27 protein-coding genes are annotated in these 26088 nt (G+C 46.8%); 15 read left to right on the top strand and 12 right to left on the bottom strand.

The genetic code is table 11. The annotated features are described in order from the left end of the window. Positions 1-32 precede the first annotated feature (32 nt). From AC4EHJ_RS13100 to AC4EHJ_RS13085, 4 genes are all read left to right on the top strand, one after another. Positions 33-920: a DUF1002 domain-containing protein gene (locus AC4EHJ_RS13100; protein WP_490976068.1), complete on the top strand. Its 888-nt coding sequence runs from the start codon at positions 33-35 to the stop codon at positions 918-920. A gap of 152 nt (positions 921-1072) precedes the next feature. After that, a complete protein-coding gene (locus AC4EHJ_RS13095; RefSeq protein WP_490976067.1) occupies positions 1073-2041 on the top strand; it encodes a ring-cleaving dioxygenase in 969 nt (322 codons plus the stop codon). Positions 2042-2062: 21 nt separating this feature from the next. Continuing rightward, positions 2063-2344, top strand: a complete 282-nt coding sequence (locus AC4EHJ_RS13090; protein WP_490976066.1) for a GNAT family N-acetyltransferase — start codon at positions 2063-2065, stop codon at positions 2342-2344. Positions 2345-2686: 342 nt separating this feature from the next. Beyond that, positions 2687-3394: a DUF4064 domain-containing protein gene (locus AC4EHJ_RS13085; RefSeq protein WP_490976065.1), complete on the top strand. Its 708-nt coding sequence runs from the start codon at positions 2687-2689 to the stop codon at positions 3392-3394. A 79-nt stretch (positions 3395-3473) separates the two neighbouring features. On the opposite strand, the gene AC4EHJ_RS13080 is transcribed toward AC4EHJ_RS13085, so the two are convergent. After that, complete coding sequence (locus AC4EHJ_RS13080) at positions 3474-3971, bottom strand: GNAT family N-acetyltransferase (protein ID WP_490976064.1); 498 nt, start codon at positions 3969-3971, stop codon at positions 3474-3476. A 95-nt stretch (positions 3972-4066) separates the two neighbouring features. Between AC4EHJ_RS13080 and AC4EHJ_RS13075 the strand changes: the two genes are divergently transcribed. Both AC4EHJ_RS13075 and AC4EHJ_RS13070 read left to right on the top strand, forming a co-directional pair. Then, positions 4067-4513 carry a GNAT family N-acetyltransferase gene (locus AC4EHJ_RS13075; RefSeq protein ID WP_490976063.1) on the top strand — a complete coding sequence of 149 codons (447 nt, stop codon included), beginning with the start codon at positions 4067-4069 and terminating at the stop codon, positions 4511-4513. A 92-nt stretch (positions 4514-4605) separates the two neighbouring features. After that, positions 4606-4992, top strand: a complete 387-nt coding sequence (locus tag AC4EHJ_RS13070; RefSeq protein WP_490976062.1) for a YbyB family protein — start codon at positions 4606-4608, stop codon at positions 4990-4992. Positions 4993-5054: 62 nt separating this feature from the next. On the opposite strand, the gene AC4EHJ_RS13065 is transcribed toward AC4EHJ_RS13070, so the two are convergent. Continuing rightward, the gene (locus tag AC4EHJ_RS13065; protein ID WP_490976061.1) at positions 5055-6182 is read right to left on the bottom strand and encodes an MFS transporter; all 1128 of its coding nucleotides are present in this window, start codon (positions 6180-6182) and stop codon (positions 5055-5057) included. Between the two features lie 189 nt (positions 6183-6371). Between AC4EHJ_RS13065 and AC4EHJ_RS13060 the strand changes: the two genes are divergently transcribed. The 4 genes from AC4EHJ_RS13060 to AC4EHJ_RS13045 all read left to right on the top strand — a co-directional run bounded on the left by AC4EHJ_RS13060 (position 6372) and on the right by AC4EHJ_RS13045 (position 9595). Next, positions 6372-7268, top strand: a complete 897-nt coding sequence (locus AC4EHJ_RS13060) for a diacylglycerol/lipid kinase family protein (RefSeq protein WP_490976060.1) — start codon at positions 6372-6374, stop codon at positions 7266-7268. A 293-nt stretch (positions 7269-7561) separates the two neighbouring features. After that, positions 7562-8347: a helix-turn-helix domain-containing protein gene (locus tag AC4EHJ_RS13055; protein WP_490976059.1), complete on the top strand. Its 786-nt coding sequence runs from the start codon at positions 7562-7564 to the stop codon at positions 8345-8347. Between the two features lie 172 nt (positions 8348-8519). Beyond that, positions 8520-9299, top strand: a complete 780-nt coding sequence (gene yidC / locus AC4EHJ_RS13050) for a membrane protein insertase YidC (protein ID WP_490976058.1) — start codon at positions 8520-8522, stop codon at positions 9297-9299. 50 nt (positions 9300-9349) lie between these two features. After that, on the top strand, positions 9350-9595 hold the full coding sequence (locus AC4EHJ_RS13045; RefSeq protein WP_490976057.1) for a hypothetical protein: 246 nt from the start codon (positions 9350-9352) through the stop codon (positions 9593-9595). Between the two features lie 244 nt (positions 9596-9839). On the opposite strand, the gene AC4EHJ_RS13040 is transcribed toward AC4EHJ_RS13045, so the two are convergent. Then, a complete protein-coding gene (locus AC4EHJ_RS13040; protein WP_490976056.1) occupies positions 9840-10991 on the bottom strand; it encodes a 3-phenylpropionate MFS transporter in 1152 nt (383 codons plus the stop codon). Between the two features lie 121 nt (positions 10992-11112). Between AC4EHJ_RS13040 and AC4EHJ_RS13035 the strand changes: the two genes are divergently transcribed. Then, the gene (locus AC4EHJ_RS13035) at positions 11113-12087 is read left to right on the top strand and encodes a M15 family metallopeptidase (protein WP_490976055.1); all 975 of its coding nucleotides are present in this window, start codon (positions 11113-11115) and stop codon (positions 12085-12087) included. 51 nt (positions 12088-12138) lie between these two features. On the opposite strand, the gene cls is transcribed toward AC4EHJ_RS13035, so the two are convergent. The 5 genes from cls to AC4EHJ_RS13010 all read right to left on the bottom strand — a co-directional run bounded on the left by cls (position 12139) and on the right by AC4EHJ_RS13010 (position 17759). After that, positions 12139-13593: a cardiolipin synthase gene (gene cls, locus AC4EHJ_RS13030; protein WP_490976054.1), complete on the bottom strand. Its 1455-nt coding sequence runs from the start codon at positions 13591-13593 to the stop codon at positions 12139-12141. A gap of 190 nt (positions 13594-13783) precedes the next feature. Further along, positions 13784-14614 carry a squalene/phytoene synthase family protein gene (locus AC4EHJ_RS13025; RefSeq protein ID WP_490976053.1) on the bottom strand — a complete coding sequence of 277 codons (831 nt, stop codon included), beginning with the start codon at positions 14612-14614 and terminating at the stop codon, positions 13784-13786. A 192-nt stretch (positions 14615-14806) separates the two neighbouring features. Next, a complete protein-coding gene (locus AC4EHJ_RS13020) occupies positions 14807-15526 on the bottom strand; it encodes an HAD-IIB family hydrolase (protein WP_490976052.1) in 720 nt (239 codons plus the stop codon). Further along, positions 15471-16733, bottom strand: a complete 1263-nt coding sequence (locus AC4EHJ_RS13015; RefSeq protein ID WP_490976051.1) for a glycosyltransferase — start codon at positions 16731-16733, stop codon at positions 15471-15473. The genes AC4EHJ_RS13020 and AC4EHJ_RS13015 overlap by 56 nt, the downstream gene beginning before the upstream one ends. Positions 16734-16907: 174 nt before the next feature. After that, complete coding sequence (locus AC4EHJ_RS13010) at positions 16908-17759, bottom strand: MBL fold metallo-hydrolase (protein ID WP_490976050.1); 852 nt, start codon at positions 17757-17759, stop codon at positions 16908-16910. A gap of 163 nt (positions 17760-17922) precedes the next feature. On the opposite strand from AC4EHJ_RS13010, the gene AC4EHJ_RS13005 reads away from it, so the two are divergent. After that, a complete protein-coding gene (locus AC4EHJ_RS13005) occupies positions 17923-19041 on the top strand; it encodes an NAD(P)/FAD-dependent oxidoreductase (RefSeq protein WP_490976049.1) in 1119 nt (372 codons plus the stop codon). Positions 19042-19088: 47 nt separating this feature from the next. Here the strand turns inward: AC4EHJ_RS13005 and AC4EHJ_RS13000 are convergent, their stop codons facing one another. After that, complete coding sequence (locus AC4EHJ_RS13000; protein ID WP_490976048.1) at positions 19089-20303, bottom strand: helix-turn-helix domain-containing protein; 1215 nt, start codon at positions 20301-20303, stop codon at positions 19089-19091. Between the two features lie 113 nt (positions 20304-20416). On the opposite strand from AC4EHJ_RS13000, the gene AC4EHJ_RS12995 reads away from it, so the two are divergent. Further along, entirely contained in the window at positions 20417-21703 is a 1287-nt protein-coding gene (locus AC4EHJ_RS12995) for an MFS transporter (protein WP_490976047.1), read from the top strand. Between the two features lie 134 nt (positions 21704-21837). Further along, positions 21838-22695 (top strand): SDR family oxidoreductase, encoded by an 858-nt coding sequence (locus AC4EHJ_RS12990; RefSeq protein ID WP_490976046.1) that lies wholly within the window; start codon positions 21838-21840, stop codon positions 22693-22695. A 119-nt stretch (positions 22696-22814) separates the two neighbouring features. On the opposite strand, the gene AC4EHJ_RS12985 is transcribed toward AC4EHJ_RS12990, so the two are convergent. Then, positions 22815-23984: an MFS transporter gene (locus AC4EHJ_RS12985; protein ID WP_490976045.1), complete on the bottom strand. Its 1170-nt coding sequence runs from the start codon at positions 23982-23984 to the stop codon at positions 22815-22817. Positions 23985-24129: 145 nt separating this feature from the next. Beyond that, complete coding sequence (gene copZ / locus AC4EHJ_RS12980) at positions 24130-24351, bottom strand: copper chaperone CopZ (protein WP_490976044.1); 222 nt, start codon at positions 24349-24351, stop codon at positions 24130-24132. A gap of 260 nt (positions 24352-24611) precedes the next feature. On the opposite strand from copZ, the gene AC4EHJ_RS12975 reads away from it, so the two are divergent. Then, positions 24612-24743 carry an Lmo0850 family protein gene (locus AC4EHJ_RS12975; protein ID WP_277751548.1) on the top strand — a complete coding sequence of 44 codons (132 nt, stop codon included), beginning with the start codon at positions 24612-24614 and terminating at the stop codon, positions 24741-24743. A 38-nt stretch (positions 24744-24781) separates the two neighbouring features. On the opposite strand, the gene AC4EHJ_RS12970 is transcribed toward AC4EHJ_RS12975, so the two are convergent. Next, positions 24782-25969 carry an FtsW/RodA/SpoVE family cell cycle protein gene (locus AC4EHJ_RS12970; RefSeq protein WP_490976043.1) on the bottom strand — a complete coding sequence of 396 codons (1188 nt, stop codon included), beginning with the start codon at positions 25967-25969 and terminating at the stop codon, positions 24782-24784. Positions 25970-26088: the final 119 nt, after the last annotated feature.

Here is a 26088-nt window from a genome sequence, read left to right as displayed (position 1 = left end):
AGCGTATTAATTTGGAGGAAGGGGCAATCAAAATGAAAAAAATGATATCAATCATCACCATCATACTGGCAATCTCCTTGCTGGCGCCGCAAGTTGGCTCAGCAAACGTAGGTATAAATGAAAAATTCGGGGTTCCGATCGTCGTTTACGGCGGCAATCTCTCCGATGCTGAAAAAGAAAGCGTTGCGGGTAGCCTGAGCGTTGCGGAAGAAGCTGAAGTGGAAGAAATTGAAGTGACAGGAGAAGACCTGATCACTTTCATCAAAGACGGCGACCCGCGAGCACGCATGTACTCGTCCGCTAAAATCACTCGCAAGGAAGCTGGCGAAGGCCTGGTCATCCAGATCGTGACGCCGGATAACATTACACAGGTTACATCTGAAATGTACGCCAACGCTATGCTGACAGCGGGAATTGAAGATGCGACAGTGGAAGTGGCTGCACCGAAAGCGGTAACTGGCCATTCTGCGCTTGTCGGAATTTACAAAGCGTATGAAGTGAACGGCGAACAATTGGATCCGGAACGGACCGATGTCGCCAATGATGAACTCGAAGTTGCCACGGAACTTGCAGATAAAGGTGTCGGCGATGAACAAGTCAGCGAATTGCTGACAGAAATCAAAAAGCAGATCGCTGAGCAAAACCCCGCTACACGCGAGGAAGTGGAAGCGATTGTAGAAGAGCAATTGTCAAAACTGCAGATTGAATTAAGCCCGGAAGACCGCCAATTGCTGGTGGATCTGATGGACCGCATCCGCAAGCTTGATATTGATTTCTCGCAATGGTCTACACAGCTTGAAGATTTGAGCAAAACGATCGAAGACAAAATTGGCACTGTCGTCAATGACGACGGCTTTTGGCAAAGTGTAAAAGATTTCTTCAATAAATTGATTGACGGCATCCGCGGATTAGTAAGCTGATGGTGAAAATAGAGGCAGCCCCGGAACTCTGTACAACAGAATTCCGGGGCTGTTTTTTTCTATTCCGACCAAGATGGCTTTCTTGCCAGCATAAAAAGAATCTGCTATCATAAAATCAATATCTCGAATTCAAGATAAAAGGAGTGTTGACGATGAAATTGGAAGGCATTCATCACGTTTCTGCAATTACTGCAAATGCAGACCAAAATCATGATTTCTTTACACGGATCTTAGGTATGCGGCTTGTTAAAAAAAGCGTCAACCAGGATTCGACATCTTCCTATCATCTATTCTATGCGGACGCGGTCGGGACACCGGGCACGGATATGACCTATTTCGATATTCCGATGGCTGGCAGAACGTATCCTGGGGTTTCCAGTATCAGCAACACATCACTGCGTGTAAAAAGCAGTGAAGCACTTCGCTATTGGGCAAAACGTTTCGATGAATTCGGCGTTCCCCATGCGGAAATAAGCGAAACCTTCGGTCGCGGTACCTTGGTGTTCCAAGACTTCGAAGGGTCGCGCCTCATGCTCACCGTGGACGATGGAACCGGCATCGCCTACGGCATTCCCTGGACCAAAGCGGGAATCCCTAAGGAATTTGCCATTGTCGGCTTAGGGCCGGTGACATTGACAGTCCGCAAAAGCGGAAAAACAGCAGAAGTGCTGACAGAGATTTTAAGTTTTGAGCAAATAGGCTCTTATCCACCGAAAGTGGAAGGCATGCAAGATATTTTGGTTTTTTCAACAGGAAAAGGCGGACCCGCTGGCGAAATACATTTAGAAGAACGTACAGACCTGCCGCCTGAACGCCCAGGGAGAGGCAGTGTCCACCACGTTGCGTTCCGCGTCAAAACATACGAAGATTATAGCAAATGGAATGCCTATCTGTTGTCGAAAGGCTTCATGACGTCAGGGGAAGTGGACCGCTATTATTTCAAAGCGCTTTATTTCCGCGAACCGAATGGCATCCTTTTCGAATTGTCGACAGACGAACCGGGCTTCGCAACGGACGAACCGCTGGAAACACTGGGCGAGAAATTGGCGTTGCCGCCATTCCTTGAGCCGAAGCGGGAACAGATCGAGGCTTCATTGCGACCGCTAGCAATAAATGGATAAATGCAGGAAGGGGACGATACAGTGGATTTTAAATTGAAGGAATTGGGCCAGGAAGAATTTGCATTCCACCTGGAGGATGAAGGCAGAAACGTCGGCGAAATTACATGGACGGAAATGTCGGATGTCATGGTCGTTGAATACACATTCGTTGAGGAAACGCTGCGCCATCACGGCTTGGCTAAGAAATTGCTGGACCGCGCTGCCCAATATGCGCGCGAGAAAGGCTATAAGATCGAGCCGGTCTGTTCTTATGCAGCCGTTGCTTTCGACCGTTACCCAGAATACGATGATGTGAAAATGTAAGCACGCAAAAAGCAATCCTCTAATGTAATTTAGTGGATTGCTTTTCTATGTTTTCAATATGTAATTTATCATCTTCAACCTCCGAATTATAGTCCTGTCATCAAAAAGACGATAGCTGTTAAGATTGAAGCGCCACCTATGCCGTACATAAAATCTGCTTGATTAAAAATTAACTTTTTTTCCATTTTATTCATCACCTTTCAATTGTTTGATATTAATAAATTACCCGGACTCGAAGTTTTTAAACAGGTTTTATTAATTTTATTAAGGGAACTAGTTAAGGGAACTGTTAAACTCCTTTTCTATCTATATAAGGGGAAATTTATGAAAGAGGTGGATTATATGAATGGAAAGCAAGACGTCAGCCGAGCTGGTGAAAAAGTACTTGGCGTTATCGGCATTGTGTTTAACCTTTTAGCAATTGCACTTATCATTTTCTCGATTTTCAGTCTGGGGAATGTCGAGAACGACCCGGAATTCCGCCAATTCCTTGAAGAACAGATCATGTCAGATCCGACCCTGACAGATGGGGGAGATGTCCAGGGACTTATAGATGGCTTATTGGCAAGCTTTGACGTAGTCATGTGGGTGCTTGTCGGGCTTCTGGCAATCAGTACGCTTTTCGCATTCCTGGCAATCGGCAAGCTCGGCAAGAATGCCAATCCGAATATGGCAGGAGTATTCTTTATCGTTGCTGGATTGTTTGCAGGGATTATGTCGCTGACATCAATCTTGTTCTACATCGCTGCCATCATGTGTTTTGTACGCAAAGCACGCAATGGCAACGGAAAAGATCTACAGGATAACAGCAGTCAGTATCGTGAAAACGATCGCTTGCGTGACCAGGATTCGCTCCGCCACGACGAGCAGCGCATTCGTGAAGAAAGGCTGCGTGAAGACGAACAGCAGCGCGTCATGGAAGAAAAATCACGTCAGCCACAACCGGGAACAACCGGAGACGATTTTGTTGAGCGCGAAGATTTAAAACGCCGCGCGGATGAGCGCCTGAGCAAAGACAGTAACGACGATACACCGTATCGCCCGCTATAACAATTGCTTGTAAATCAGCCGCAAACGCAAAAAAGGTGCAACGGAATTTTCCGTTGCACCTTTTGCTATTTCCCGGCTATTAAAGGGCGGGCGTCTTCACTTTTAAATCGTAAACGTATTTCGCGGTCTTGAGCGGATGGCCTTCGAACAATTCTTCAAATTCTTCCACGAACTCAAATCCATTGGCTGCATAAAAGTTTCTGGCTTTTTCGTTCTCACTTCCTACATAAACAGAGAGTTCAGAACCGTCGAACAAACGTGACAGCCCGCTGTCGAGCAATTTCTTGCCGAAGCCGTTCCGTTGGTATTCGGGTTTTAAGTAAAGGGCAATCAATTCCGCATCGCCGTCCTGATCGAGTTTTGTAAAGTTGGCAAAGCCGATTGCCTCGTCTTCGTGTATCGCTACAAGGACAATCGTCTTTTTCAATCGCATCTCCATCATCGGAGTAGAATAGGATTTATCTAAAAAACTTTTTTGGACTGGGGAGGGAATGATGCCTTCGTATGTGTCGTTCCAGCTGACATAAGCAATTTCCTGGACAGAAGCAATATCTTCAATCGTGCCTGTACGAATCATGTGATCACCTCAAAAATTCTTTTCGTAATCATATCAAAATTAGCGCTGAATAGCCACCATTGTGGAATAATAGAAGGAAAGGGAGGCGAGGAGTTTTGGACTGGAATACTTATCATTTTGATGAACTAACAGCAAGGAAACTCTATGAATTTCTAAAGTTGCGGGTCGATGTGTTCATTGTTGAACAAGATTGTCCATACCCTGAGTTGGATAACCTCGATCAAGAATCGATCCATATGGCATATGCGGAAAATGGCCGTACTTTAGCATACGCCAGGCTTGTGCCAGGAGGCGTAAAATATGACTTGCCATCAATTGGGCGAGTAATTGTCCATCCTGATGCCAGAAGCAGGGGACTCGCGAAACAATTGCTGGAAAAATCGATCGATTATATTTTAATGGAATGGAAAGCCAATGAGATTCAGCTTCAAGGGCAGGTTTACTTGAAAGGCTTCTATGAATCATTCGGTTTTGTGCCGATTTCAGAGGAATACGATGAAGACGGCATTCCTCATATAGACATGAAATTGACCAAAAAATAAAATGTAACGCCATCACTGGTTAGCGGAAGACTATTTTTCTGGAAAAAGGGTATACAAATTAAATAACAGTTAAATAAAAAGGAGTGAGGCACATGGTGAACAAAAGAGGCGGCGGAAGAGGCATATTGTGGGCAGGATTGGCTGCTGGCGCTTATGCATATTTCAAGAAACCAGAAAATCGGCAAAAAGCCACAGAGGCTTTTAATAACGCAAAGACGAAGGTGAATTCGTATATGGAATCTCAAAACTTGGAAAACGGCGACGGAAAACAAACAGAAGCCAAAAAAGATTCAACTGAGCAGCGTGAAAACAAGATGGTCAGTGAAGGCGGATTGAGCGGCGCGCAGTATTATAACGACAAGAAGCAAGACGTAAAAGACGAGGACTTTAAGTTGTCATCAAATGATTTCAGCGAAGAGAAATCAGAGAATACAGAAACAATAGCGCCTGAAAACAGGTTAAATACAGACAATTTGTAAAAGGAAGGATGGTTTTCGGACCATCCTTTTTTTGTGCCATAAAATTCCGGGTATTGCATTGTTCACCTTTTGCTCAACAAAGCGTTTGCCAATGCGGCGCCTATCAGTACAGTGCCGCTAAGCATAAAGCCTTCGTCCGCATTCAGTTCAAGCATCCCTGTAAAACTGGAACCTCCGACCACACCAAGTGAAAAGAATGCATAAAACAGGCCATAGGCTTTGCCGCGTGACGACAGCTCGGTGGAATCGATAAGCAGCGAATTGATAGATGGAAACAATAGTGCAAAGCCGATTCCGTACGCACACATAATGGCGTAGAGCAAAGGCGCAGTTTCAGCCGCACTGAGCAGGAACAACGAGAGTCCCATGAAACTGAAGCCCGCAATCAGCGTATAGAGAGGCTTCGCTTTATCGAAGATCCGGTTTACAGGCAACAGAAAAACGAGGATCGCCGCCAAGCCGAAAACGCTGAGCAGCAAGCCGCTCAGTTCAGGTGGATGGCCAAGCCCTTCTATCTTCAACGGCAGCATATAAGCGAGCACACCTTGAGAGAACATCAGAAAAAAGGCACCCGCAAAAGATTGCAGCAAGCCGCGGTTTTGGATAATGCGTGAAAAAGGGAGAGGCTGTTCAGCAACAGCCTCTTTCCGGACGATTTTGCGGTTTAGCACAAAGAACGCGCAGATCGCCAGCGCCAGCAGCAACACACCGGTCGTTGCCATCGTTTCCGCAACGCTCGTGCGGCTTGTCAGAATCGCACCGTACGCAGGTCCGATGATAGCAGCAAGGCCGACAAAAGCACCTGACACAGCCGAGCCTTTGCCGCGCTTGCTGTGTACGGTCTTGTTCGCCAAGTAAGTGAAGGCCGCGGGGACAGTCAGCCCCGCGGCAAGGCCGTGCATAAAACGGACCGCAAGCAGGCTATAAGGTCCGTCAGCGAGACTATAGGAAAAAAGCACGGCGCCGGTTGTGGTCAAACCCGCGACGAGAATGGCGAAAGGCCCTTTTCGGTCTGAGAAAATACCTGACGCAATATTGCCGATGATGTTCGAAAGCGAATACATTCCAACGGCAAGGCCAGCCAGGAAAGGTGAAGCTCCGAGAGAAACGGCCAGCGGGCTCATGATAGGCAACTGTGCGAAAAGATCAAAAAAGGCAAAGAAGATGATGATATAAATAAAGAATCGCACCGGTTTCACTCGCTTTCACAAAATCAAAGGCTGCAGAATGACATTGTTGATTTTTTTCAGGTTAGGAAAGGCATTTTTTGCAGAGCGGCAAACGCAGCCGCGGAAAAAATAAAAAAGGATAGGGATTAACAATGCTTATGACTAGGGTAAAGAAAGATATATTCACATTATAGCACCGGAGGTTAGTATATGAAAAAAGCGATGTTTATATTAAATCCTTCTTCAGGCAAAGAGAAGGCGAAAGATTACGCGGAACAAGTGGAACGGACGCTCGAAGAGATGGGATACAGCGTGGACACCAGAGAAACTGAAAAGGCGAGAGATGCAACAGATTTCGCTGCAGAGGCCTGCGAAAAAGAATATGATTTCGTCGTAGCAATGGGAGGCGACGGCACGATCAACGAAGCGGTTTCTGGCTTAGCTGAGCAGGAGCATCATCCATTGTTCTCACTGATTCCCCTGGGAACAGTAAATGATTTTGCGCGTGCGCTCCATATCTCATTGGATCCGTCGGAAGCGATCGAAGCATTGAAGACCGGTTCTGAAAAATGGGTCGACATTGCAAAAGTCGGCGACCATTTCTTCATGAACATCTTGGCGCTTGGACAGGTTGCTGAATCGACTTACGAAGTTTCTCCGGAACAAAAAACGAAGCTCGGTGCTTTTGCTTATTTCATCGAAGGCCTTAAAGCCATCACTCAAGATACGGAACAATATTTCACTATTGAGTACGATGATGGGAAATTCGAAGGAGAGGCGAAGCTCGTGCTAGTCGCTTTAACGAACTCCGTAGGCGGATTTGAGAAATTGGCGCCAGAAGCTTTAACCGACGATGGCTTGCTGCATCTCTATATCATCAAAAACGCAGCATTGCCCGCATTCATCCGTATTGCGGGCAATATGCTGGTTGGAAAACTGGACAATGATCCAGCAGTGGAAGTTATTAAGACAACGAAAGTTTCAATCAGGACGAATGAACCATTATATTGTAATATTGATGGGGATGAAGGTTGCGCTACGCCTTTTGTCATCGAAGTGCTGCCACGCCATATCCGTGCTTTAGTGCCACCTGATAAAGACAAATAAAACTATATCATGAAAAGGCCAGCCCTTTGTAATAAAGGGTTGGTCTTTTAAGTTCATGTTACAATTATTTGAAATAAAAGTATTAATTAGAGCTTTTTTTGAATTATAATAATATTAAAAGTATATCTAAAGGTAATTTATTTCCTTTATTAGGGGTAAAAAGGTAAGATATTATTATGACAATTACATAAAAAAATAAAAAGTTATGCACTGAGCTATGTTCTTATTGACTATTTCAGTATATAGTAGGAATAACGACTGCAAAAACTTGTACAAAGAAAGACGGGGAAAAAATGAACATGATTGCTATGCCAACAATTCAAGAAACTATTTCCAAGATTTTCATGAGTGAAAGTGAGACTATTGGTCAGTATGAAGGTATGGATAAGTTTTTTGAAATAGAGACACAATTAATTTATGAAATTCACCATCTTGAAAAAGAGCGTGCAAAAGAAACCTTGAGATCGCTTATTGATTTGATTGCTTTACGTTCAGGTAAAGAAACGATTCGCCAAGTGCGAAACTATTACATAGTACTTTCGTCTGTAATGGCTCGCAAACTCTATGAAATGCGGGTGCCTCCAAAAAAAGCGTTTGCTTTTAACGTGGCATGTGTAGAGTTGGTCGAAAAGCATATGAACGATTCGGAATTCCTGTATGTAGCGGATGAACTGATCGAATTTTTTACATCGGTTATTTCAGAACGCAAACAGCCTTCTTTCGGCCATCAAACGGTCAACAAAGTCGTGATGTTCATCAATGATGAAGTTGAACGCGATTTGTCGGTCGAAGACATTGCCAAGCATTTCAATATTTCAACAAGCCATCTGTCACGCATCTTCCGCGAACATGCGGGCATTACGCTTGTCGAGTACTTGAATGTCCGCCGCGTAGAAGAATCCCAGTATTACCTGCGCCATTCAGACAAAGGCATTTCTGATATTTCCAAGCAATTCCATTTCTGCAATCAAAGCTATTTTACTCGGATCTTTAAGAAATATACGACCGTCACACCTAAGCAGTTCCGTGACAGCCAGCATATTCCATACTTCCGCTATAACTTGCCAAACGCGAAATAAGGAGAATCAATTCTCCTTTTTTTTCTTGCCTCCAACCGTTGATGTGCCGGGTTGCGCAGCCTTAATATTGTCACAGGCCGCAAGAAAGTGGCTGCTTTTTGAGCCATCGATTGAATTTTTTCCGGCATATAGGTATACTTCTTTATAGTTGAAAAAGGTGAAGGTGACTAAATTGAAAAAGAAAATTACATTGCTGTCGTTATTGGCGATATCAGTACTACTATTAAGTGGCTGTTCCGCAGTCGAGAACAAAGAAGGATTTTTCTATAAGCTTTTCGTAGCACCGTTTGATTTTTCCTTGGATTACTTAGGGAATCTGTTCAATGGCAGCTATGGTTTGGCGATTGTCGCCATCACGGTCATCATCCGTTTGGTCTTGATGCCGTTTATGCTGCGCACATACAAGCGCCAACAAGGCATGAAGGTGAAAATGGATAAGCTGCGCCCGGAAATGGAAGATATCCAAAAGCGGTTGAAAGCAACGAAAGATAAAGAAGAGCAGATGAAGATTCAGCAGGAAATGATGGGGCTTTATAAAAAGCATGACGTCAATCCGTTAAATATGGGCTGTTTGCCAGTCGTCATCCAGATGCCGATCGTCATGGGCCTTTACTTTGCAATCCTATACTCGCCGGATGTGAAATCACATGAATTCCTTTGGTTTAACTTGGGAAGCCCGGATATCGCAATGACGCTTATAGCCGGAGCGGTTTATTTCTTCCAGGCAAAAGTTTCCATGTGGACAATGCCGGAACAGCAACAGAAGCAGATGAAGTTTTTCATCTATCTCTCGCCGATTATGATCATGTTCGTTTCCTTCACATCGATGGCCGCATTGCCAGTTTACTGGGCAGTCGGTGGTGTTCTGTTGATTCTCCAGACGTTCATCGGACGGAAGTTCTATTCAGATCATCCAGAAATCGCGTTGGAGTCTGTTGAAGAGAAAAAATAATAGGAAGAGCCGGCAAATTTTGCCGGCTTTCTTTTTTGGAGTTGAACCTATTGAATAGCAAGATTTTGCAGGGGCTATTGATTGCGGCATTGAGTATTGCCGCGCTCGTTTTTATCGTAATGGGAGATTTGGATTTCGCTGTGTTGTTCATGACGGTGATGTTCGTATTGACGAATGGCATCCGCTATCGGCAGATGAAAGCAAAAGGGATGGACCGGGAAGCGAAATGGATGCTCGGCATGTCCGCTATATTCGTAGTCTTGTTTTTCGTCGTTCTCGCGACTATTATTTTATAGTTTGCATAAAAACAGCACAGCCATTTGGCTGTGCTGTTTTTAAAATGCGGCTGCAAGAGTTCAGACGGCAGCGTTATTTTTATGGGTGTATCTTTCTTTTTTGCGTTCTTCAAGCAAAACATCCAATTGGTGCATGAGATTCAAGATGTCTTTTTCGGAAATTCGTTTCAAAATACCCAGCTCCTTCAAGAGGTTTGTGCACATTTATTCGTAAAAGCCTTTAAGGGTATGGGGGTAGTGGCTATTAATAATGGAATTTCTTTTTTGTTAGCAGTACGACAACGATGGCGGGAGCTGAAAAACCTACCATGCCAAGGAACGCTAAGCCAGGGGAAATTTCGTATAGGAAGCCGCCGATGATGGTCAACAGCGCTACGCTCAAGCTCATCGCGACTGCGGCATACATGCCTTGCGCCGTTGGGATATGGACGGGCTGCAGATTTTTGAAGATAAAGCGGATAAAAGCGAAATGCGCTACGCCGAATGACATGGCGTGAAAAACTTGGGAAACCACAAAAACCCAGACTGACGGAAACAGAAAGATTAAAATCCAGCGCACTGTTGATCCAATGGCAGCCAAAAGGAACATGGAAGAAACGCTCCAATTGCGGAATAGCGTATCGGCTTTATTGAAAAAGATGATTTCAAAAATGATGGCGACGTTCAACACGATGCCGATGTAAAATGGGTTGACGCCGAGATCCTGCAAATAGATGAAGCCGTAATTATAATAGGCTGCATGTGCGCCCTGCAGCAAAGTTGAAATGCCAAGTATCGTCAAGAACGCTTTGGATTGGAGCAATTGCTTAACGGCGCCCTTGCTTGCCGCATGCTTAGGCTCTGGCTTGATCTGCAGAGGAATCGGTGAAGCGGCGGATTGCGTAATGGCCATGAAGGCGAGGCCGAACAGCATAACCCAGAGAATAGCGCTTTCCTGCCACACGGCTGTCAAAGCGCCGACAATGAGCAATGCGATCGTGTAGCCGAGCGAACCAAAAGAACGGCTTTTGCCGTAATGGATGCGGTCAGTCTGCATCAGGACAGTCGCGCCGCTTTCCATTGCCGGAAGCAGGTTCGGGTAAACGAAGCTGAAGGCGATCGTGATGATGAACAACGCGGTATATGAATTTGCCGGTATGTACAATGCCATAAGGATTGCTGAAGCGATTGCCAGAACTTGCATAAGGCGGCCGAGCGACAACAGCCGCGTCATAATCGGAAAGAATAAGAGCGTTGATAAAGACCGGGCAATCATGCCGGCGCCCATGATGATACTGGCTGCCGAGACGCTCATGTCTTTTTCATTTGTCAGCCACCCTGTCCAATAGGGAAGGAATACGCCCCATGTGAAGAAGAAGGCGAAGAAGTTTAAAGAAAGCCATTTTTGATTGTTCATATTTTACCTCGTATCTATTGGAAGTCTATGATAAAGTATAACGAATGTTCACTTGTTTGAGGAGAATTTCAGCAGCAAGGATGGTAAAATAATAAAGAAGTTGAAAGAAAGAGGGAATCCGATGAAATCCCGTTATTCACATAGCCAAGATAAAAAGAATACTTATATAAAATGGGGCGTAGGCAGCTTGCTCGCATTGTTGCTGATTGCCGGATCTTGGCTGTACGCCAATGGATGGGACGCCGAACGGAGCTTTGCAGCGCTGAAAGGGCAGCAAGCCGAAGAAACGGAAGCTCCTGAAGAAGAGGCGGGCGCGCAAGAACCCGTTGTTGAAAAACCGGAAGAGCCAGTTGCTGAAAAACCTAAAGAGCAAGAGCCTCCGGTTGTAGAAGAACCACCGGCCGAAGAACCACCGGCTGAAGAGCCTAAGCCGAAGGAACCTGCAGTAGAAAAACCTGCGCCTGAAGAGCCTAAAGCGGAAGAACCGCCCGCCGCAGAGGAACCGAAGGAGGAACCGGCAGAACAACAGCCTGCTGATGCTACGACTTACCAGGATGGCATCAAACTCCCGGCAAAACCGACTTACATCAATAATATTTTACTGGCCAACAAACAGCATCCGCTGCCGCAGAGTTACGCGCCCGGTGAAAGCAAGGAAGCCCGCGCCGCTTTTGAAACAATGAAAAAAGATGCGCAGGCCGCAGGCATCAGTTTAAATGCATTCAGCACTTACCGTGAATTCGCGCGCCAGAAACAGCTTTATGAAGGATACGCTGCAAAAGATGGAGCGAAAGCGGCAGACCGCTACAGCGCACGCCCTGGATTTTCAGAGCACCAGACCGGCCTTGCCTTCGATATCGGTGAAGCCGGTCAGGAGCAGCATTGGGCTTCTGCATCATTCGGCGCGACAAAAGGGGGCAAATGGCTGAAAGCCAACGCCCATAAATATGGTTTCATTCTCCGCTATCCGGAAGGCTCGGAAAAAATTACTGGCTATATGCACGAGTCGTGGCATTTCCGTTTTGTGGGCAATGCAGCGGCCAAAGAAATTTTTGCCAAAGGCATTACATTGGAACAATATTTAGGTGTGCAGTAAACAATAGAAAAAGACGCTTTCGGAGAGAATCCGAAAGCGTCTTTTTTGTTTTCATAAAATCGGTGCCAGCAAGCGTGCAATCGATTCCTTGGTTTTAATCATGCGTGTCCGCTCCAAGTACTGGTCATAAGTTAGTTCATTGGAGAGCTCCGCGTCCTGGTGGAAGAGCGCTGTAAGCTGGCGCGCCACCCTCTCGTTGTAGATAAAGGCGTTGACTTCAAAGTTGAGCTTGAAACTCCTTACATCTATATTCGCTGTCCCGACAGTCGCAGCAGAATCGTCGATGACAATCATTTTCGTGTGGAGGAAGCCGTTATTGTAGACGTAGACGCGTGCCCCTGCTTTCAGCATTTGACCTGCGTATGAATAGGTCGCCCAATAGACAAACGGATGGTCGGGTTTGTTGGGGATCATGATACGCACATCGATTCCTGACAATGTTGCAATCCGAATAGCGTCGTAAAAGCTTGGATCCGGTATGAAATAAGGCGTTTGGATATAGATGCATTTTTTCGCCATATTGATGAGCTTCAAGTATCCGTCCTTGATTTGTTCCCATTCTTCATCCGGTCCACTCGAGACAATCTGCATCGTTGTCGTACCTTTGGCTGGAATGGCGGGGAAGTAGATCTCATCATACTCGATGTCATGCCTTGACGATGCCTGGTTCCAATCCAGGATGAACCGTGTCTGCAACGGATGCAGCGCGCTTCCCTCGATGCGCAAGTGGGTATCGCGCCAGTAGCCGAATCGTCTATGCAGCCCAAGGTACTCGTCGCCGACGTTAAAGCCGCCGATATAGCCGACGCGGCCGTCGATTACAACGATTTTCCGGTGATTGCGGTAATTCAACCGAGGGTTGATGATCGGCCATTTAGAGGGGAAGAACGTCTCGACTTCGCCTCCCGCTTTAACGAATTCCTTGAAATGGCGTTTGCTGAGATTGCGTGAACCCATATCGTCGTAAAGCAGCCGGACTTTGACGCCTTCGTTCGCTTTAGCGGTCAAGGCGTCCACGACGCGCGTCCCCAATTCATCTAAACGGAAAATGTAATACTGGATGTGGATATGGTCTTTGGCGCTCTCGATATCCTGCATTAAACAATCGAATTTTACCCGGCCATCGTTAAAAATGCGCACGTCATTGTCTTGGGTCAAAACGGCACCGTTATTACGCAAATGCAAATAGACCATGTCCTTGTAATTGCGGACGGCGGGATCTTTGAATACGAATTTCCCATTGTGAAGTGCATCCATTTGGTGGCTGATCAAGGACTCGATTCCGACACGCGAACGGCCTTCCCATTTGAAAAGAGTTTTCTTGCGCAGTTTTCTGCCAAGCAGCAGGTAGATGAAAAACCCGAAAATGGGAATGAAAAACAAGACTAGAATCCAGGCCCACGTCGATGTGGCGTCGCGCCGTTCAAGAAAAACGAGGGCGGCAGCCAGGAAGACGTTGATGATGAAAATTGCTGCGGTTAATATACCGATGATGGATGCAGTCATGATTTCCCTCCGATAAGTGTAAATAGCTTCTATATAACTCAGTATAGACTATTCGTATGAATTGATAAAAAATTTATGCATCTTATGTAAGTTGTTTTTCCTATTTTTTAAAAAATAAACGCAGCTATTTTTGTTGCAGGAATCTACATATAAAAAACGCATTCAAAAAAGATTGAATGCGTTTGTGATGTTAGTTTATTTGCTCTTCTTGTTTTAGCTGATCGACAATGTTTTCGACTTCCTGCCGCGACATCTTTTCTTTGCCGGACTTCAATGCCTTTAATGTACTATGCGCCAATGCCAGCGGAACCTTGCAGAACATCAGAATACGCTTGTTTTTAATCGGTTTGACGTAAAGGTCCGCCTGCGCCAAGTTCTCGTAAGCATAATGGTACATATCATCGCGCGTCCAGCCTTTAGGGACGAACGATACGCCGCGCTCCAAATCTTCATCAAAATTGCGGAGCATATTGACAGCCTGCAAGCCGCGTCCGAATCCGATGGCGAGTTCCGGGTCAGTATCGGTATTATCATACCATTTCCATAGATCGGACAGCATCGTTCCGACGAGGCCGGCTACATAATACGTGTAATCGTCCAAATCCTCTTTTGTTTCGATGACCCATTTCTTTTCAACCCATTTTGCCATACCTGCAGACATCACCGCTGTGGAATCCTTAACTTTTTCGACGATTTCCGGCGGACAGACACTGATCCAGTCAGCGAGCCTCTGGGAAACTGGCGGCAAAAGGTGAAGGTAAGGGGAGATTAAAGCTTGGTAGGCATCCCGGTCGAATGTGGTTTTGAGCATCGTACTAATTTCAAGCAGCAATTTTTGCTTCGCTCCATCCTCGAGTTCGGGATGGTCTTCAATTTCATCGATCGCCCGCATACACAAATACGCCGAAGCGACGGCTTTTTTTAAAGTGGGTTCTAAAAAATTGATTGGGATGAAAAAAGTCCGGCTTGTTTCTTTCAGCATGACCATGGACTCTTTTTGCAAATTCGCGGTTTTACTCATCTCAATTTCCTCCTGTTCGTGGCAGAATCAAGGCGTGATATGTAAGGGATTCCGAAAGATTAACCGGTAAAACACGAAACTGCCTTTCTACTAAATATAAACGAATTATATAAAAAAACAAATAAATACTCGGACAGGCGCAATATGCGTGGATAAAAATAACCTTCCGAAGCCAGTTCCGGCCAAGGAAGGTTATTCGCCATGAAAATGCATCCAAGCTTCATGGATGCCGCCCGCACAATGCCGGGTGGCGCGGAAAATCTGGGGATGTTCCGGACTTTCAAGAAGTTCCGGCTGTGCGTTGCCGACAATGACAGAAGGGAAGCCGAGTGTCAGCATCTCCAGATCATTGCCTGAATCGCCGGCTACCAAAAGCTTAGCGTCTTCAATGCGGTATTTCTTTAAAATGAATTGGAGTGCTTGCCCCTTGCCGCTCTTAGGAGGCAATACATCGACATCGCGGCCGCCGCTGAAAATAAGCTTATGCGGAACGCTGAAGCTTTGCAACTTGCTTTTTAATTCTTCGACCGGCTGAGGGTCCTCGACAAAATACGAGCGTCGGTTTTCGAGCGGCAGCGGTTGTTTTGTCAGGCCTTGTATCGAATCGGCGATTTCTTCGATTTTTTCAGGCATCCAATTATCGTGCATCAGCCCAGCCCATTCGAGATCTTTTGTAAAGCTATTCCCGCTAAAGATGCTGGTTCCGACGTCGGTTACCAAGAGGTCGGGAATCGGTAAATTTTCCTGCCGGATCAGTGACAATGCGGAATCGTAATAGCGCCCCGTAATATAGATCAATGTTACATCGTACGTTTGCTGCTGATAGAAATCCAGCAGCTGCTGAAGCCCCTGGGGATCACCAACTAATGTCCCGTCCAGGTCTGTCGCTAATATATGCTTTGTTGCGTGCACTGATGATCACCTCATACATTGAATTGACGCGATCGGAAATGGAATCCCAATCGAAATCTTTTTTTGCGATGCGCACTGCTTGGCGGCTCAATCGTTCTGTCAAAAGAATATTGACGGACAGGACTTCCATAGCGATGGCCAAGTCGATTTCGTTTTTGGTCTCAACGAGCAGTCCAGTGACGCCATCCTGCACGACGTTTTTCAACCCGCCTACATCTGAGGCGATGACCGGGCTGCCACATGCCTGCGCTTCCGCAGCGACCATACCGAATGATTCATAATAACTCGGTACGATGGTAGCTGTTGCAATATTGAACAGCATTGCCAGTTCGTCTTGTGACTGAGGCCCAAGGAACTCGACGTATTCTTCAATCCCAGCCAACGAATTGCGCAAGTCATCGTCCAACGGCAAATTAGTTGCTGGATCGATGGCGTCTTCCTCACCGCCGGCAATAAGCAGGCGCGGAGTGGACTCCGGTGCGGTTTTTTTCACAAGCAGCTGGAAGGCCTTCAATAGCGTGAAAATGCCTTTTGTTTCTTCCAAGCGTCCGGCAAAGACAAAGAGGGGCGTCTCATAACCGGCGCTTTTTCTAAGATGTGTACGGATTCCACGCACTTTGAATGCTTGGTCAACCCCGATGGGGATAACTTTGATGGGAGAATGGGAGACGATTTTATCCTGGATAAGCTGTTTTTCGTTATTCGTAGTAGCAATAACCTGGTCTGCGGCTTTTAAGATAGCCCGTTCAGCTTTTATGCGGCGAACATCTTTAATGCCTGTCGCTTTGGCTTTCGCCCAGCCTAGAGAATGGGATGTATGGACAAAAGGAAGATTGAATTCTTCTTTTAACTTTTTGCCGATCAATCCAGACAGCCAGTAATGGGTGTGGATCATGTCATAGCTTTCAAGAGCCAATATATTTTTCATATCTTTATAGAAGTCAGGGAGCATGGTATACATTTCATCTTTTGAAACAAAGCCTTTATGACCAGCTTCTACACGGATTACCCGGCATGCAGTGCCGAATTTTTCAATTTGAGGGGCTGCTGCGTCACACCAATGGGTCACAACATCTACTTGCCAGCCTTTCTCTTCAAGTGCCAATGCCAATTGTTTAACGTAATTGTTTTGGCCGCCAGCTTGTTTGCCGCCAAGTTTGGCAAGTGGATCGCCATGGTCGGAAATAAATAGCGCCTTTCTACTCATAGAATTCATCTCCATTCCAAAAAAACTCAGTTTCGCGTAAAAACGGAGACTGGGTTATTATTATTCCCTTTACTTCGCGACGCTAAACATAATTTTAAGAAAAATTTTCGGAAATGTTTGTTTTTTAAGAAAAAGCCGAAAAATCCTTGAGAAGAAGGAGTTCCCGGCAGTATTTTATTCTTTTGTGCGATTTACGTATTTGCCATATTTGGGAACCGCTTGTTCTTGAAAATTGTTTGCGAGGTCTACAAGGCCCCTCGCGAGCAAGGAACCTTGCATAGGCTTGCCATGGCCAGTACCAGCAATATGCGGGCGCAAGTCGGCGAGCTTCGTTACTGATTCCCAAGCAGCGCGCCAATCAGTCGTCAAATAGACAGGTGGGCCGTGAACTTCTTTTTTCTGTGTCATCACTTTATAAAGGGAATCCTGTTTGACGGTCGTGAACGCGTCACCCGCTATCAGTACGCGCCCATTTTCCCGGAACAACGATACATGCCCTTCAGAATGCCCCGGCGTATGAAGCCATTTCCAACCCGGCATTTCCGGCACTGTGCCATCCGCAGGCAACTCTTTCAGATGGGCTGAAATGTCGATGGCTTTGTTCGGGAATTCCCAGGACATCTTCGCAACCAGCCCGCCTTCTACAGTAGTATCCGGCTCCGGATAATCCGTAGCACCTTTCAAATAGGAGAATTCAAGCGGATGCGCATAAACGGGCACTTTGTATTTCTCCAGGATATCGATCAATCCGCCGACGTGGTCGAAATGGCCGTGAGTCAAGATGATCGCTTTTAATTGATGGTCGGGGCCAAAATGGTTTTCGGCTTCTTTCAACAGGCGCCTTGCTGTGCCTGGCATGCCGGCATCCACCAGCACCCATTCGTTGCTGACAGCAGGATTGCCGATAAAGAATACATTGGCGACTTGAATCGTGTAACAGTAGACGTCAGGCGTCATTTCAACACCGGATCCACTTTTAAATGAAGTCACCGGCAAGATTTTCTCGGTTGATGCACTTCTTTCCATTGTTTATTCCTCCTTCGATTTTTGCAAGGTTTTCTATAGCTTGTTTTACCCTGAATCCTTGAAATCAAATCCGAAACGCTGAAAATTCAACGTGGGCCGTTTGAGTATAAGGAGGTTCTCCAGTAAACTGAAGGCAAAAGACTTTAAAGGAACAGGTGTATACATGCAATCAATCATTATTATTGGATCAGGTATTTTAGGGGCTTCCGCAGCGTATTCCGCAGCGAAGTCGGGAGCGGCTGTCACGTTGATCGACCGCGGCGATGCCGGACAGGCAACAAGTGCTGCGGCAGGCATTGTCTGTCCGTGGATTTCCCAGCGCCGCAATCAGGCTTGGTACGGCCTCGCTAAAGGGGGTGCAGCGTATTACCCGAAGCTGATCCGGGAACTGGAAGAGCTCGGGGAAACGCAGACCGGCTACAAGCAGGTGGGCATTGTCAGCATCCATGAAGACAGCAAACTCGACAAGATGGAAGCGAAAGCTATGGAGCGTCTGGAAGATGCACCAGAAATGGGAAGAGTGAAAAGGCTATCGGCGGAAGAGACGCGTGAATTGTTTCCGTTTGCAACAGAGCGCTACGGTTCGCTTTACGTCAGCGGCGCCGCACGAGTCGATGGCCGCTCGATCTGTGAAGCGCTGGTTCGGGCTGCGGTGAAACTCGGGGCGACGAAGATTACGGGCAACGCTTCACTGATCCTCGCGGGAGAAAAGGTGGAAGGTGTACAGACTGAAGCGGGAGCATTCTATGCTGACAGCATCGTCTCCGCAGGAGGGGCATGGGCTTCGGAATTATTCGAGCCGCTTGGCTTGGCGCTGGACGTCGTGCCTCAGAAAGCGCAGATCCTGCATTTGCAAAGCAGCGGGCAAGACACAGGTACATGGCCGGTCGCGATGGTACCGTACGGACAATATATCGTACCCTTTGAAGACGGGCGAATTGTGGCGGGAGCAACCCATGAAAATGGAGCGGGTTTCGATTCGAAGCTTACTGCCGGGGGCATCCATCATATTTTGGATAAAACACTCGATGCCGCTCCGGGGCTCGCAGCTTGTGAACTGACGGGAGCAGCAACCGGATTCCGGCCAGCAACAGCGAGCGCGTTGCCATTTATCGGCCAAGTGCCGGGGCATCCGAATTTATACGCTGCGAACGGCCTTGGTGCGTCGGGGCTCACAGCGGGGCCTTTCCTGGGAAGGGAATTGGCTAAACTTGCGCTTGGCATTCCGCTCGATATCGACTTGGCGCTTTACAATATTGCGGAAGTTTTTCAGCAGCAATAAAACAGCACGTATAGAAAAAAGCCTTCGCGGTCCGCGAAGGCTTTTTTCTATTGAACGATTTTCTTATAGATATCGAGAATGAATGTCTTGTATGGCAAATCCGGCATTGGCTCGATCAGGTCCTTGGCGATAATCGCGTGTTCGATTGCCAGAGCGTGTTTGCCCAACTGTTCGTAAATCAAAGCCATATAAGCGTCTTTTTCGTAATTCATCGATAAATCATAGGGGTGGTGCAAAAATTCGGATATGGTATGGCGCTTTAACCACTCGAGTGCTTCGTCAAAACGGCCCATACCGAAGAGCGCTTTGCCTTTTTCGAGGTAAAACTGCGCCCATTCTTCATCTTGTTCTTCAAATTGGTGTTTGCCGATGATAGCAGTCGCTTTTTCATAATCATGGACAAAGGAATTGTAATAATGCGCTTCGATCAAATCTGCTGCTTCTTCGTTATTCTTGTCTTCTGAGAACTCCGAAAACAAGCGGAGCTTATGGATATTGAATTGCATGCCTTCAATGTCTCCGCTTAAAATCGCCTGAAAACTTAATGCCCGGTAGAAATCGGCGGTCCGGTAATAGATTTGGTACTGCTTCGAATAATCGAGCGCTTCAGCCATCAAGCGCAAGGCGTTTTCCCGTTCGCCGATGGCCATGTAAAGAATTGCCTCTAAATAGTCGAAATCGAGCTTCTTCAATGAGTCCAGCACCGCGTCGCGTTTTTCGAACGCTTTGCGTGAAGCCTGAAGCATTCGCAATGCTTCCCTGTAGTCGTGTTGCTGGAATTTGGTCATCGCCCTGAACATATGGACATCGGCGCTGTTGTTCATGAGATGAAGCCCTTCATACATCTCTTCCGCTTGTTCCAAGGTTTGTTGCCATGCGGGAATTTTCGCGTAATAAAGACAGCGGCTGTAGATTTCAAGAAGCCTTGCCGACTCATAGCGAAAAGGCAGTTTATCCGCGTATGGCTCAATTTTTTCAATGATCGGTTGGAGGTTTTTCGGTTCGTATAATTCCTTCTTATTCATTTTTTCCACATCTTGCAGCAATTCGCGCAATTCTGCAGTAGGAACCTGAGCGAGCAATTCATTGCGGTCAACGCCCAATTGCCCGGCGATATAAGACAAACTTTCCATTGAGGGGTTTGCTTTGTTGTTTTCGATCAAACTGAGCATTCCTTTGGTCATCGAGCTGCCGGCCAATGCTTGCAGCGTCAGCCCTTTTGCTTTCCGCAAACTGCGGATGCGTTCTCCGAGAGTTTCCACGAGATCACCTCATTTGTAATAGTTTAAATATATTAAACTTTCGCTTGTAATGCCAGTAAAAGAATGATACATTTTGTTTAATTAAATTAAACAAAGGGCAAGGGGATGAAAAAATGACTCAATCAGCAGCCATCCGCAAAGCGACTTATCACCTTTATACTTTTACGATCAGCAAGCTCGTTTCGACGTTCGGCAGCAGCGTCTACACGTTCGGCATCAGCTTATATGTGTTGGCATTAACTGGATCCGCCGCCAATTTCGCCATTAATTTGATCTTCAGCATTTTGCCAAGGACCATACTGGCGCCATTTGCAGGCTATGCCGCCGATAAATATTCCAAGAAGATGATTGTGATTGCTGCCCAATTTGCGAGTGCGCTGGCAGTCGGGGCACTGCTTCTTTACAGCGCGGCTGAAGGCTTGTCGCTGCCGGCCATTTACGCAACGACCGCGCTATTGTCCGTCAGCTCGATGTTCGCAAGCGTGACGTTCTCTGCTTCGATTGCCAATTTGATTGATCCGGAACGCATCCAAAAAGCCATTGGCTTCAACCAGTCGGCGCTGTCGATTGCTGCAATCGGCGGGCCAGTCGTTGGCGGCATGCTATTCGGTTTCGTTTCCATGAACGTCTTTCTGCTCATCCAGATAGTAGGCTACTTGCTCGCGCTGGCATTGGAAGCGACGATGGATTTTAAATTATTCAGCGCAAAAGCTGAAGCAGCGGCAGAAGATAAGAAATCCATGATGCAAAGCATGAAAGAAGGCGCGGCATATTTGAAGACGAACCGCGTCATCATGGTCATCGTCAGCACGGCCATCGGATTGAATTTCTTTTTCTCAGCGTTGATGATCGGTTTGCCGTTTATCGCCGTCCAGCAAATGAAAGTAGAGGTGGTGCATTTCGGCTTCATCGAGGCCATGGTTGCTGTAGGAATGCTGTTTGCTTCCATCTACTTTTCGCTGCGCAAAGAAGTGAAGTACCCGTTGCTGTTTTCCAAAAGAGCCTTGTTCGCGATGTCGATTATCTTAGCAGGCCTTGCACTGCCGCTGATGCTGGACATGTCGTATGGAGCAAATGTGTTTTATTTCCTCGTTCTGATGTTTGCATTCGGCATTTCCAACGTCTTTGTCAATACACCCATCGGCGTCATGATGCAAAAAGATGTCGAAGAAGAATACCGCGGCCGAGTCTTTGGCATTCTCGAATCGATGGCGATGGCCATGATGCCGCTCGGTTATCTATTGTTCGGGCTTCTATATGACAGAGTCCCAGCGGAATACGTCGTCCTCGGCAGCAGCCTTTGCCTGATCGGATTGGTTGCCTACATGATCCGGCCGAACATCGTCAGGGAAGCGTATCCGGAACTCGCCGACGGATTGCAGAAAAAGCCGGTGCATTAAATCCATTTGAATCCGGAAATCCCCTCTGTTGCCGCTGTTGGCAAACCGGATGGGATTTTCTTTTCGGAATGTTTAATTTGGCAGGTACAGGGAAAAATTCCAAAGACATAAAAAACGGAAGGGTGAATCGGACTATGGAAAAAGACAAGGTCAAGAACTTACCGCCTCAGCAGCAGGAACGCCAGCCTGGATTTGAAAGCGAAATGGAACCGCGCCCGGATTTCAAAGGGAACCTGGCAGGAAAAGCGCATCGGCTCCCGGAAAAGACAGCATTGATTACCGGAGGCGACAGCGGAATCGGCCGTGCTGTTTCTGTAGCGTTCGCGAAAGAAGGTGCGGACGTCGCCATCATGTATCTGGATGAACACGAAGATGCTGAAGAGACGAAAAAGCTGGTCGAACAAGAAGGCCGGCGCTGCATCCTCATTGCCGGCGACATCGGCGACGAAGCATTTTGCCAGGAATCTGTCCGCAAAGTGATGGACGAATTCGGAAAATTGGACATCCTGGTCAACAACGCTGCCGAACAGCATGTACAGCAATCTTTGAAAGACATTACGGCCGAGCAGCTGGAGCGGACATTCCGGACGAACGTTTTCGGGATGTTCCATTTGACGAAAGCTGCGCTCGAACATTTACAGCGGGGAAGTTCAATCATCAATACCACTTCAATTACAGCGTTCCAAGGCATGCCAGAACTGATCGATTATTCTTCTACAAAAGGGGCTATCCTGTCATTCACCCGTGCATTATCAGGGTCGCTTGCGAAAGATGGCATTCGGGTAAACGGGGTGGCGCCGGGACCGATCTGGACCCCGCTTATCCCAGCTTCATTTGCAGCGGAAGAGGTTGCGAAATTCGGACAAAGCACACCGCTTGGCCGTCCGGGGCAGCCGGATGAACTTGCGCCGGGATATGTGTATTTAGCATCGGATGATTCGTCATATGTAACCGGGCAAGTGTTGCATATCAATGGCGGAACGCCGTATTAACAGCACCGTTAAAAACTGAATCCAAACAAAAAGAGGGGCGGAAAAATCAGTGATTTTTCCGTCCCTCTTTATTTATTTTAAGATGCCATGCATTGCAGCGGCCGGCCGTTATTTCAAGTTCAGCCATTTTCCGCGGTCCGCAAAGAGTTGGCGGATTTTCTAAAGAGCACAACCAGCACGATGGCAAGCAATGCCAGCGTCCCGGATAAATAATAGACTGCGCCGGACTGCATCGTTAGCAGCCATGTGAAGAACAACGGTCCGATGATGCGCCCCATATTATCCATCGAATACGCAACGCCAGCCGCAGTGCCGTATTTGCCGCCTGATTCCTTGGATGTCAGCGATACGATCGCTGTCCGAGCCAAGGCATTGCCGGCGGTGAAGATGCTTAACGCGACTCCGGCAAACACTAAGCTCGTAGTGAACGGCAACAGGAAAAGGCCGGCAGCCGTCACGATCTGCGCCCCGATTATCCACTGCGTTTCCTTGCCGTCTTTAATACGGCGCACAACGCCTCCTTGGATGGTGGCGTCCACCAAGCCGCTAGCGATGAACAAATAGCCGAGCTGCAGCGGTGTGATTTGAATTTGGTCGATTTGGAACAGCTGGAACGTCGACTCGAGGCCGGCCAGCAAAAAAGTCACCAAAAACGAAAACAGGAACAAATAGCGGATGCGGTATTGCCAAAGGACGCTTGCTCCTTTCGGCATCAATTTCCGTTTCACCGCTTCGCCTTGGCGCACTGGCTCTTTTAAAACGAGCGACGCGTATGCCATCAGCAAGAGCACTAGGACAGCCGAAGCCGTGAATGGCAGCGATAACGAAATCGAGCCGAGCAAGCCGCCGATGGCCGGGCCAAAGATAAATCCGAGGCCGATGGACATGCCGAGCAGCCCCATGTATTTATTGCGGTCTTCATCGCTTGTGATATCGGCTACATAGCCGGTTACTGCCGTATAAAGCGCTCCGGAGAAAAGCCCGCCGATAATGCGTGAAAGGTACAGCAGCACCAGGTTATCGAGGAATAGCGAGAACAGAAAAAAGCTCAGGCTGAAACCGGCCAACCCGATTAAAATGAGCCGTTTGCGTCCTGTATTGTCCGATAGCCTGCCCCATAAAGGAGCAGTGAAAAAGGAGGCAAGCGCATAAATTGTGATCAAGCCGCCGACATGGATTTCGCTATAGCCTTGCTGCACGATGACTTCCGGAAGAACCGGGATTATGATGCCGAAGCCCAAGTACACAAAAAACTGGACCGACATCAACAATAAAATCGTTTTTTTCATATGTATACTTCCTGCTTTCTGAAAAGGCTGTGCCTTCATTTTACCTTTGTTTCAGGAGAACGACAAATAAAGATCGGACAGGGCAGCCCATGCAAAAAAAGCGCGCCGGCTCCAACCGGCGCGCTTTTCATGGCTTTATTGAATTTTACGCTTTTGGTGCACCGACATCATAACCTGCGTCTTCAATCGCTTCGGTGATTTGTTCAACAGAAACTGCCGATTTATCATATGCTACAGCCACTGTATCATTTTCCAAAGAAACATCCACTTTATCGACACCAGGCAATGCAGAAACGTTTTTCTCGACACGCCCTACACAATGTTGGCACGTCATGCCGTTTACAGGCAATGTGATTTGTTCGGTCATTATTAACTCCTCCTTGGATTTAATGCTTGAGAGAATGTGTCAAACACTCTATTTCTGTCTTCATATTATCATTTGCGGCTTGAAAAATGAAACAATTAACAATTTATTCACAATGTCATCAAAATGAAAAGTTTAAAACCTTTGAAAGATGGTATTATATACGTAGACACAGAAAAGTCAAATATTTAGCTGTTACATACGAAACTAGAAATGGCGCAAAACGTCAATAATAGTATGAATAATATAAAGAGGTGATCTGGATGGCGAAAGACGTAGAAGTTCGCAAAATCGTTTCAAATTTATCGAAACTGGGAATCCACGCCAAAATCACAAAATCACGTGTAGAGTTATTGAAGGCGCTGGCTTTGCCGCAAAATCCGCAAATCCAATAATCCATTAAAAAACTCCGGCGCCGATGCGCCGGAGTTTTTTAATCCCCTTCTTTATCATTGCCGAACATATAGTTCCGGTGATGGAATTTCATGCTGAAGACAATGCCGAGTGCGAGCATATTCCCAATCAGCGAGCTTCCTCCGTAACTGATGAATGGAAGCGGGATGCCGGTGATCGGCAGCAGCTGGATAGTCATGCCGATATTCTGGAATACATGGAATGTAATCATGGCGATGATTCCTGCGCATACATACGTACTGAAGACATCTTTCAATTGCAACGTGATTTTTGTCAAATGGTAGATGAGCATGAAAAATAGAATGATGACAGCGCTGGCGCCGACAAAGCCGAAGTCTTCCGAAATGACCGTAAAGATGAAATCGGTATGGTTTTCCGGCACGTAGACTTGGCGCCCTTGATAGCCTTTTCCGAACACTTCTCCGGAACCGATGGCATTCATGGCGGCAATCAGGTTATATCCACCTGATTCTGCATAGGCGTAAGGGTCAAGCCATGTATAGATCCGTTCGAACATATACGGTTTCAGACCGAAATTGTCGGACAGGAAATCCTGCATATTGACAGCCATCCACAACAGGCTGCCGCCGATTACCGCGACGCCGCCAAAGCTTGGCGCGATGATTTTCCAAGAGATGCCGGAAACGACCGTCAACGCGAGTGTAATGGCGATGAACACGAGCGACGTCCCTAAATCGGGTTGCAGCAGGATGAATCCTAACGGAACGCTCAACATCAACGCGATTTTGCCGAGCAGCATGAAATCGGTCTGCAGCGATTTTAGGGGATGCTTCTCATGATGGGAAGAAATCATCTTCGCCAGCGCGAGTATATAGAAGGTTTTCATGAATTCAGCCGGCTGCAGATTGAAAAAAGGCAGATGGAACCAAGCTTTTGCACCGTTTACTGATTCCGCAATCTGGCCGGGGCCGTCTGGGGAGATCATTAGCACAATGAGGATGAAAATTCCGAAGGCGTATAAATAATAAGCCATCTTTTTAAATTGCTCTGAATCGAAATACATCAGCACGCCAATCATGCAAATGGAAATTATGTAGAAAATCCCTTGGCGCGGCACGAAATTCGTCAAATATTGGCCGGAAGTCTGAGCCGAAGAAATTGCAATCAAGCTGACCACAAAGAAGAGGAATAAGATAAAAGCGAGCGACCAATCGATGCGATCAGCAATGCTCTTGTTTGTTTGCATCTGAGTTCACCTGTACTTTTTTAGATTGAGAGTCGGTTAATATTATAGCGCATCCACAGAAAATATGCCTATACCAAAAGTAATGACGAAAATAGAGCTATGATGTTTCATATTTCAAA

The organism is Planococcus sp. TJ-301 (assembly GCF_058268475.1).
Note: the sequence above shows the minus strand (reverse complement) of the source record. Positions and strands in the feature narration are given on the sequence as shown.

What these genes read in the sequence shown, in the direction of transcription:
- AC4EHJ_RS13100 (WP_490976068.1), top strand. Translation starts at nt 33, where the DNA reads ATGAAAAAAATGATATCAATCATCACCATCATACTGGCAATCTCCTTG.
- AC4EHJ_RS13095 (WP_490976067.1), top strand. Translation starts at nt 1,073, where the DNA reads ATGAAATTGGAAGGCATTCATCACGTTTCTGCAATTACTGCAAATGCA.
- AC4EHJ_RS13085 (WP_490976065.1), top strand. Translation starts at nt 2,687, where the DNA reads ATGAATGGAAAGCAAGACGTCAGCCGAGCTGGTGAAAAAGTACTTGGC.
- AC4EHJ_RS13080 (WP_490976064.1), bottom strand. Translation starts at nt 3,971, where the DNA reads ATGATTCGTACAGGCACGATTGAAGATATTGCTTCTGTCCAGGAAATT.
- AC4EHJ_RS13070 (WP_490976062.1), top strand. Translation starts at nt 4,606, where the DNA reads ATGGTGAACAAAAGAGGCGGCGGAAGAGGCATATTGTGGGCAGGATTG.
- AC4EHJ_RS13060 (WP_490976060.1), top strand. Translation starts at nt 6,372, where the DNA reads ATGAAAAAAGCGATGTTTATATTAAATCCTTCTTCAGGCAAAGAGAAG.
- AC4EHJ_RS13055 (WP_490976059.1), top strand. Translation starts at nt 7,562, where the DNA reads ATGAACATGATTGCTATGCCAACAATTCAAGAAACTATTTCCAAGATT.
- AC4EHJ_RS13040 (WP_490976056.1), bottom strand. Translation starts at nt 10,991, where the DNA reads ATGAACAATCAAAAATGGCTTTCTTTAAACTTCTTCGCCTTCTTCTTC.
- AC4EHJ_RS13035 (WP_490976055.1), top strand. Translation starts at nt 11,113, where the DNA reads ATGAAATCCCGTTATTCACATAGCCAAGATAAAAAGAATACTTATATA.
- cls (WP_490976054.1), bottom strand. Translation starts at nt 13,593, where the DNA reads ATGACTGCATCCATCATCGGTATATTAACCGCAGCAATTTTCATCATC.
- AC4EHJ_RS13025 (WP_490976053.1), bottom strand. Translation starts at nt 14,614, where the DNA reads ATGAGTAAAACCGCGAATTTGCAAAAAGAGTCCATGGTCATGCTGAAA.
- AC4EHJ_RS13015 (WP_490976051.1), bottom strand. Translation starts at nt 16,733, where the DNA reads ATGAGTAGAAAGGCGCTATTTATTTCCGACCATGGCGATCCACTTGCC.
- AC4EHJ_RS13010 (WP_490976050.1), bottom strand. Translation starts at nt 17,759, where the DNA reads ATGGAAAGAAGTGCATCAACCGAGAAAATCTTGCCGGTGACTTCATTT.
- AC4EHJ_RS13005 (WP_490976049.1), top strand. Translation starts at nt 17,923, where the DNA reads ATGCAATCAATCATTATTATTGGATCAGGTATTTTAGGGGCTTCCGCA.
- AC4EHJ_RS12995 (WP_490976047.1), top strand. Translation starts at nt 20,417, where the DNA reads ATGACTCAATCAGCAGCCATCCGCAAAGCGACTTATCACCTTTATACT.
- AC4EHJ_RS12990 (WP_490976046.1), top strand. Translation starts at nt 21,838, where the DNA reads ATGGAAAAAGACAAGGTCAAGAACTTACCGCCTCAGCAGCAGGAACGC.
- AC4EHJ_RS12985 (WP_490976045.1), bottom strand. Translation starts at nt 23,984, where the DNA reads ATGAAAAAAACGATTTTATTGTTGATGTCGGTCCAGTTTTTTGTGTAC.
- copZ (WP_490976044.1), bottom strand. Translation starts at nt 24,351, where the DNA reads ATGACCGAACAAATCACATTGCCTGTAAACGGCATGACGTGCCAACAT.
- AC4EHJ_RS12975 (WP_277751548.1), top strand. Translation starts at nt 24,612, where the DNA reads ATGGCGAAAGACGTAGAAGTTCGCAAAATCGTTTCAAATTTATCGAAA.
- AC4EHJ_RS12970 (WP_490976043.1), bottom strand. Translation starts at nt 25,969, where the DNA reads ATGCAAACAAACAAGAGCATTGCTGATCGCATCGATTGGTCGCTCGCT.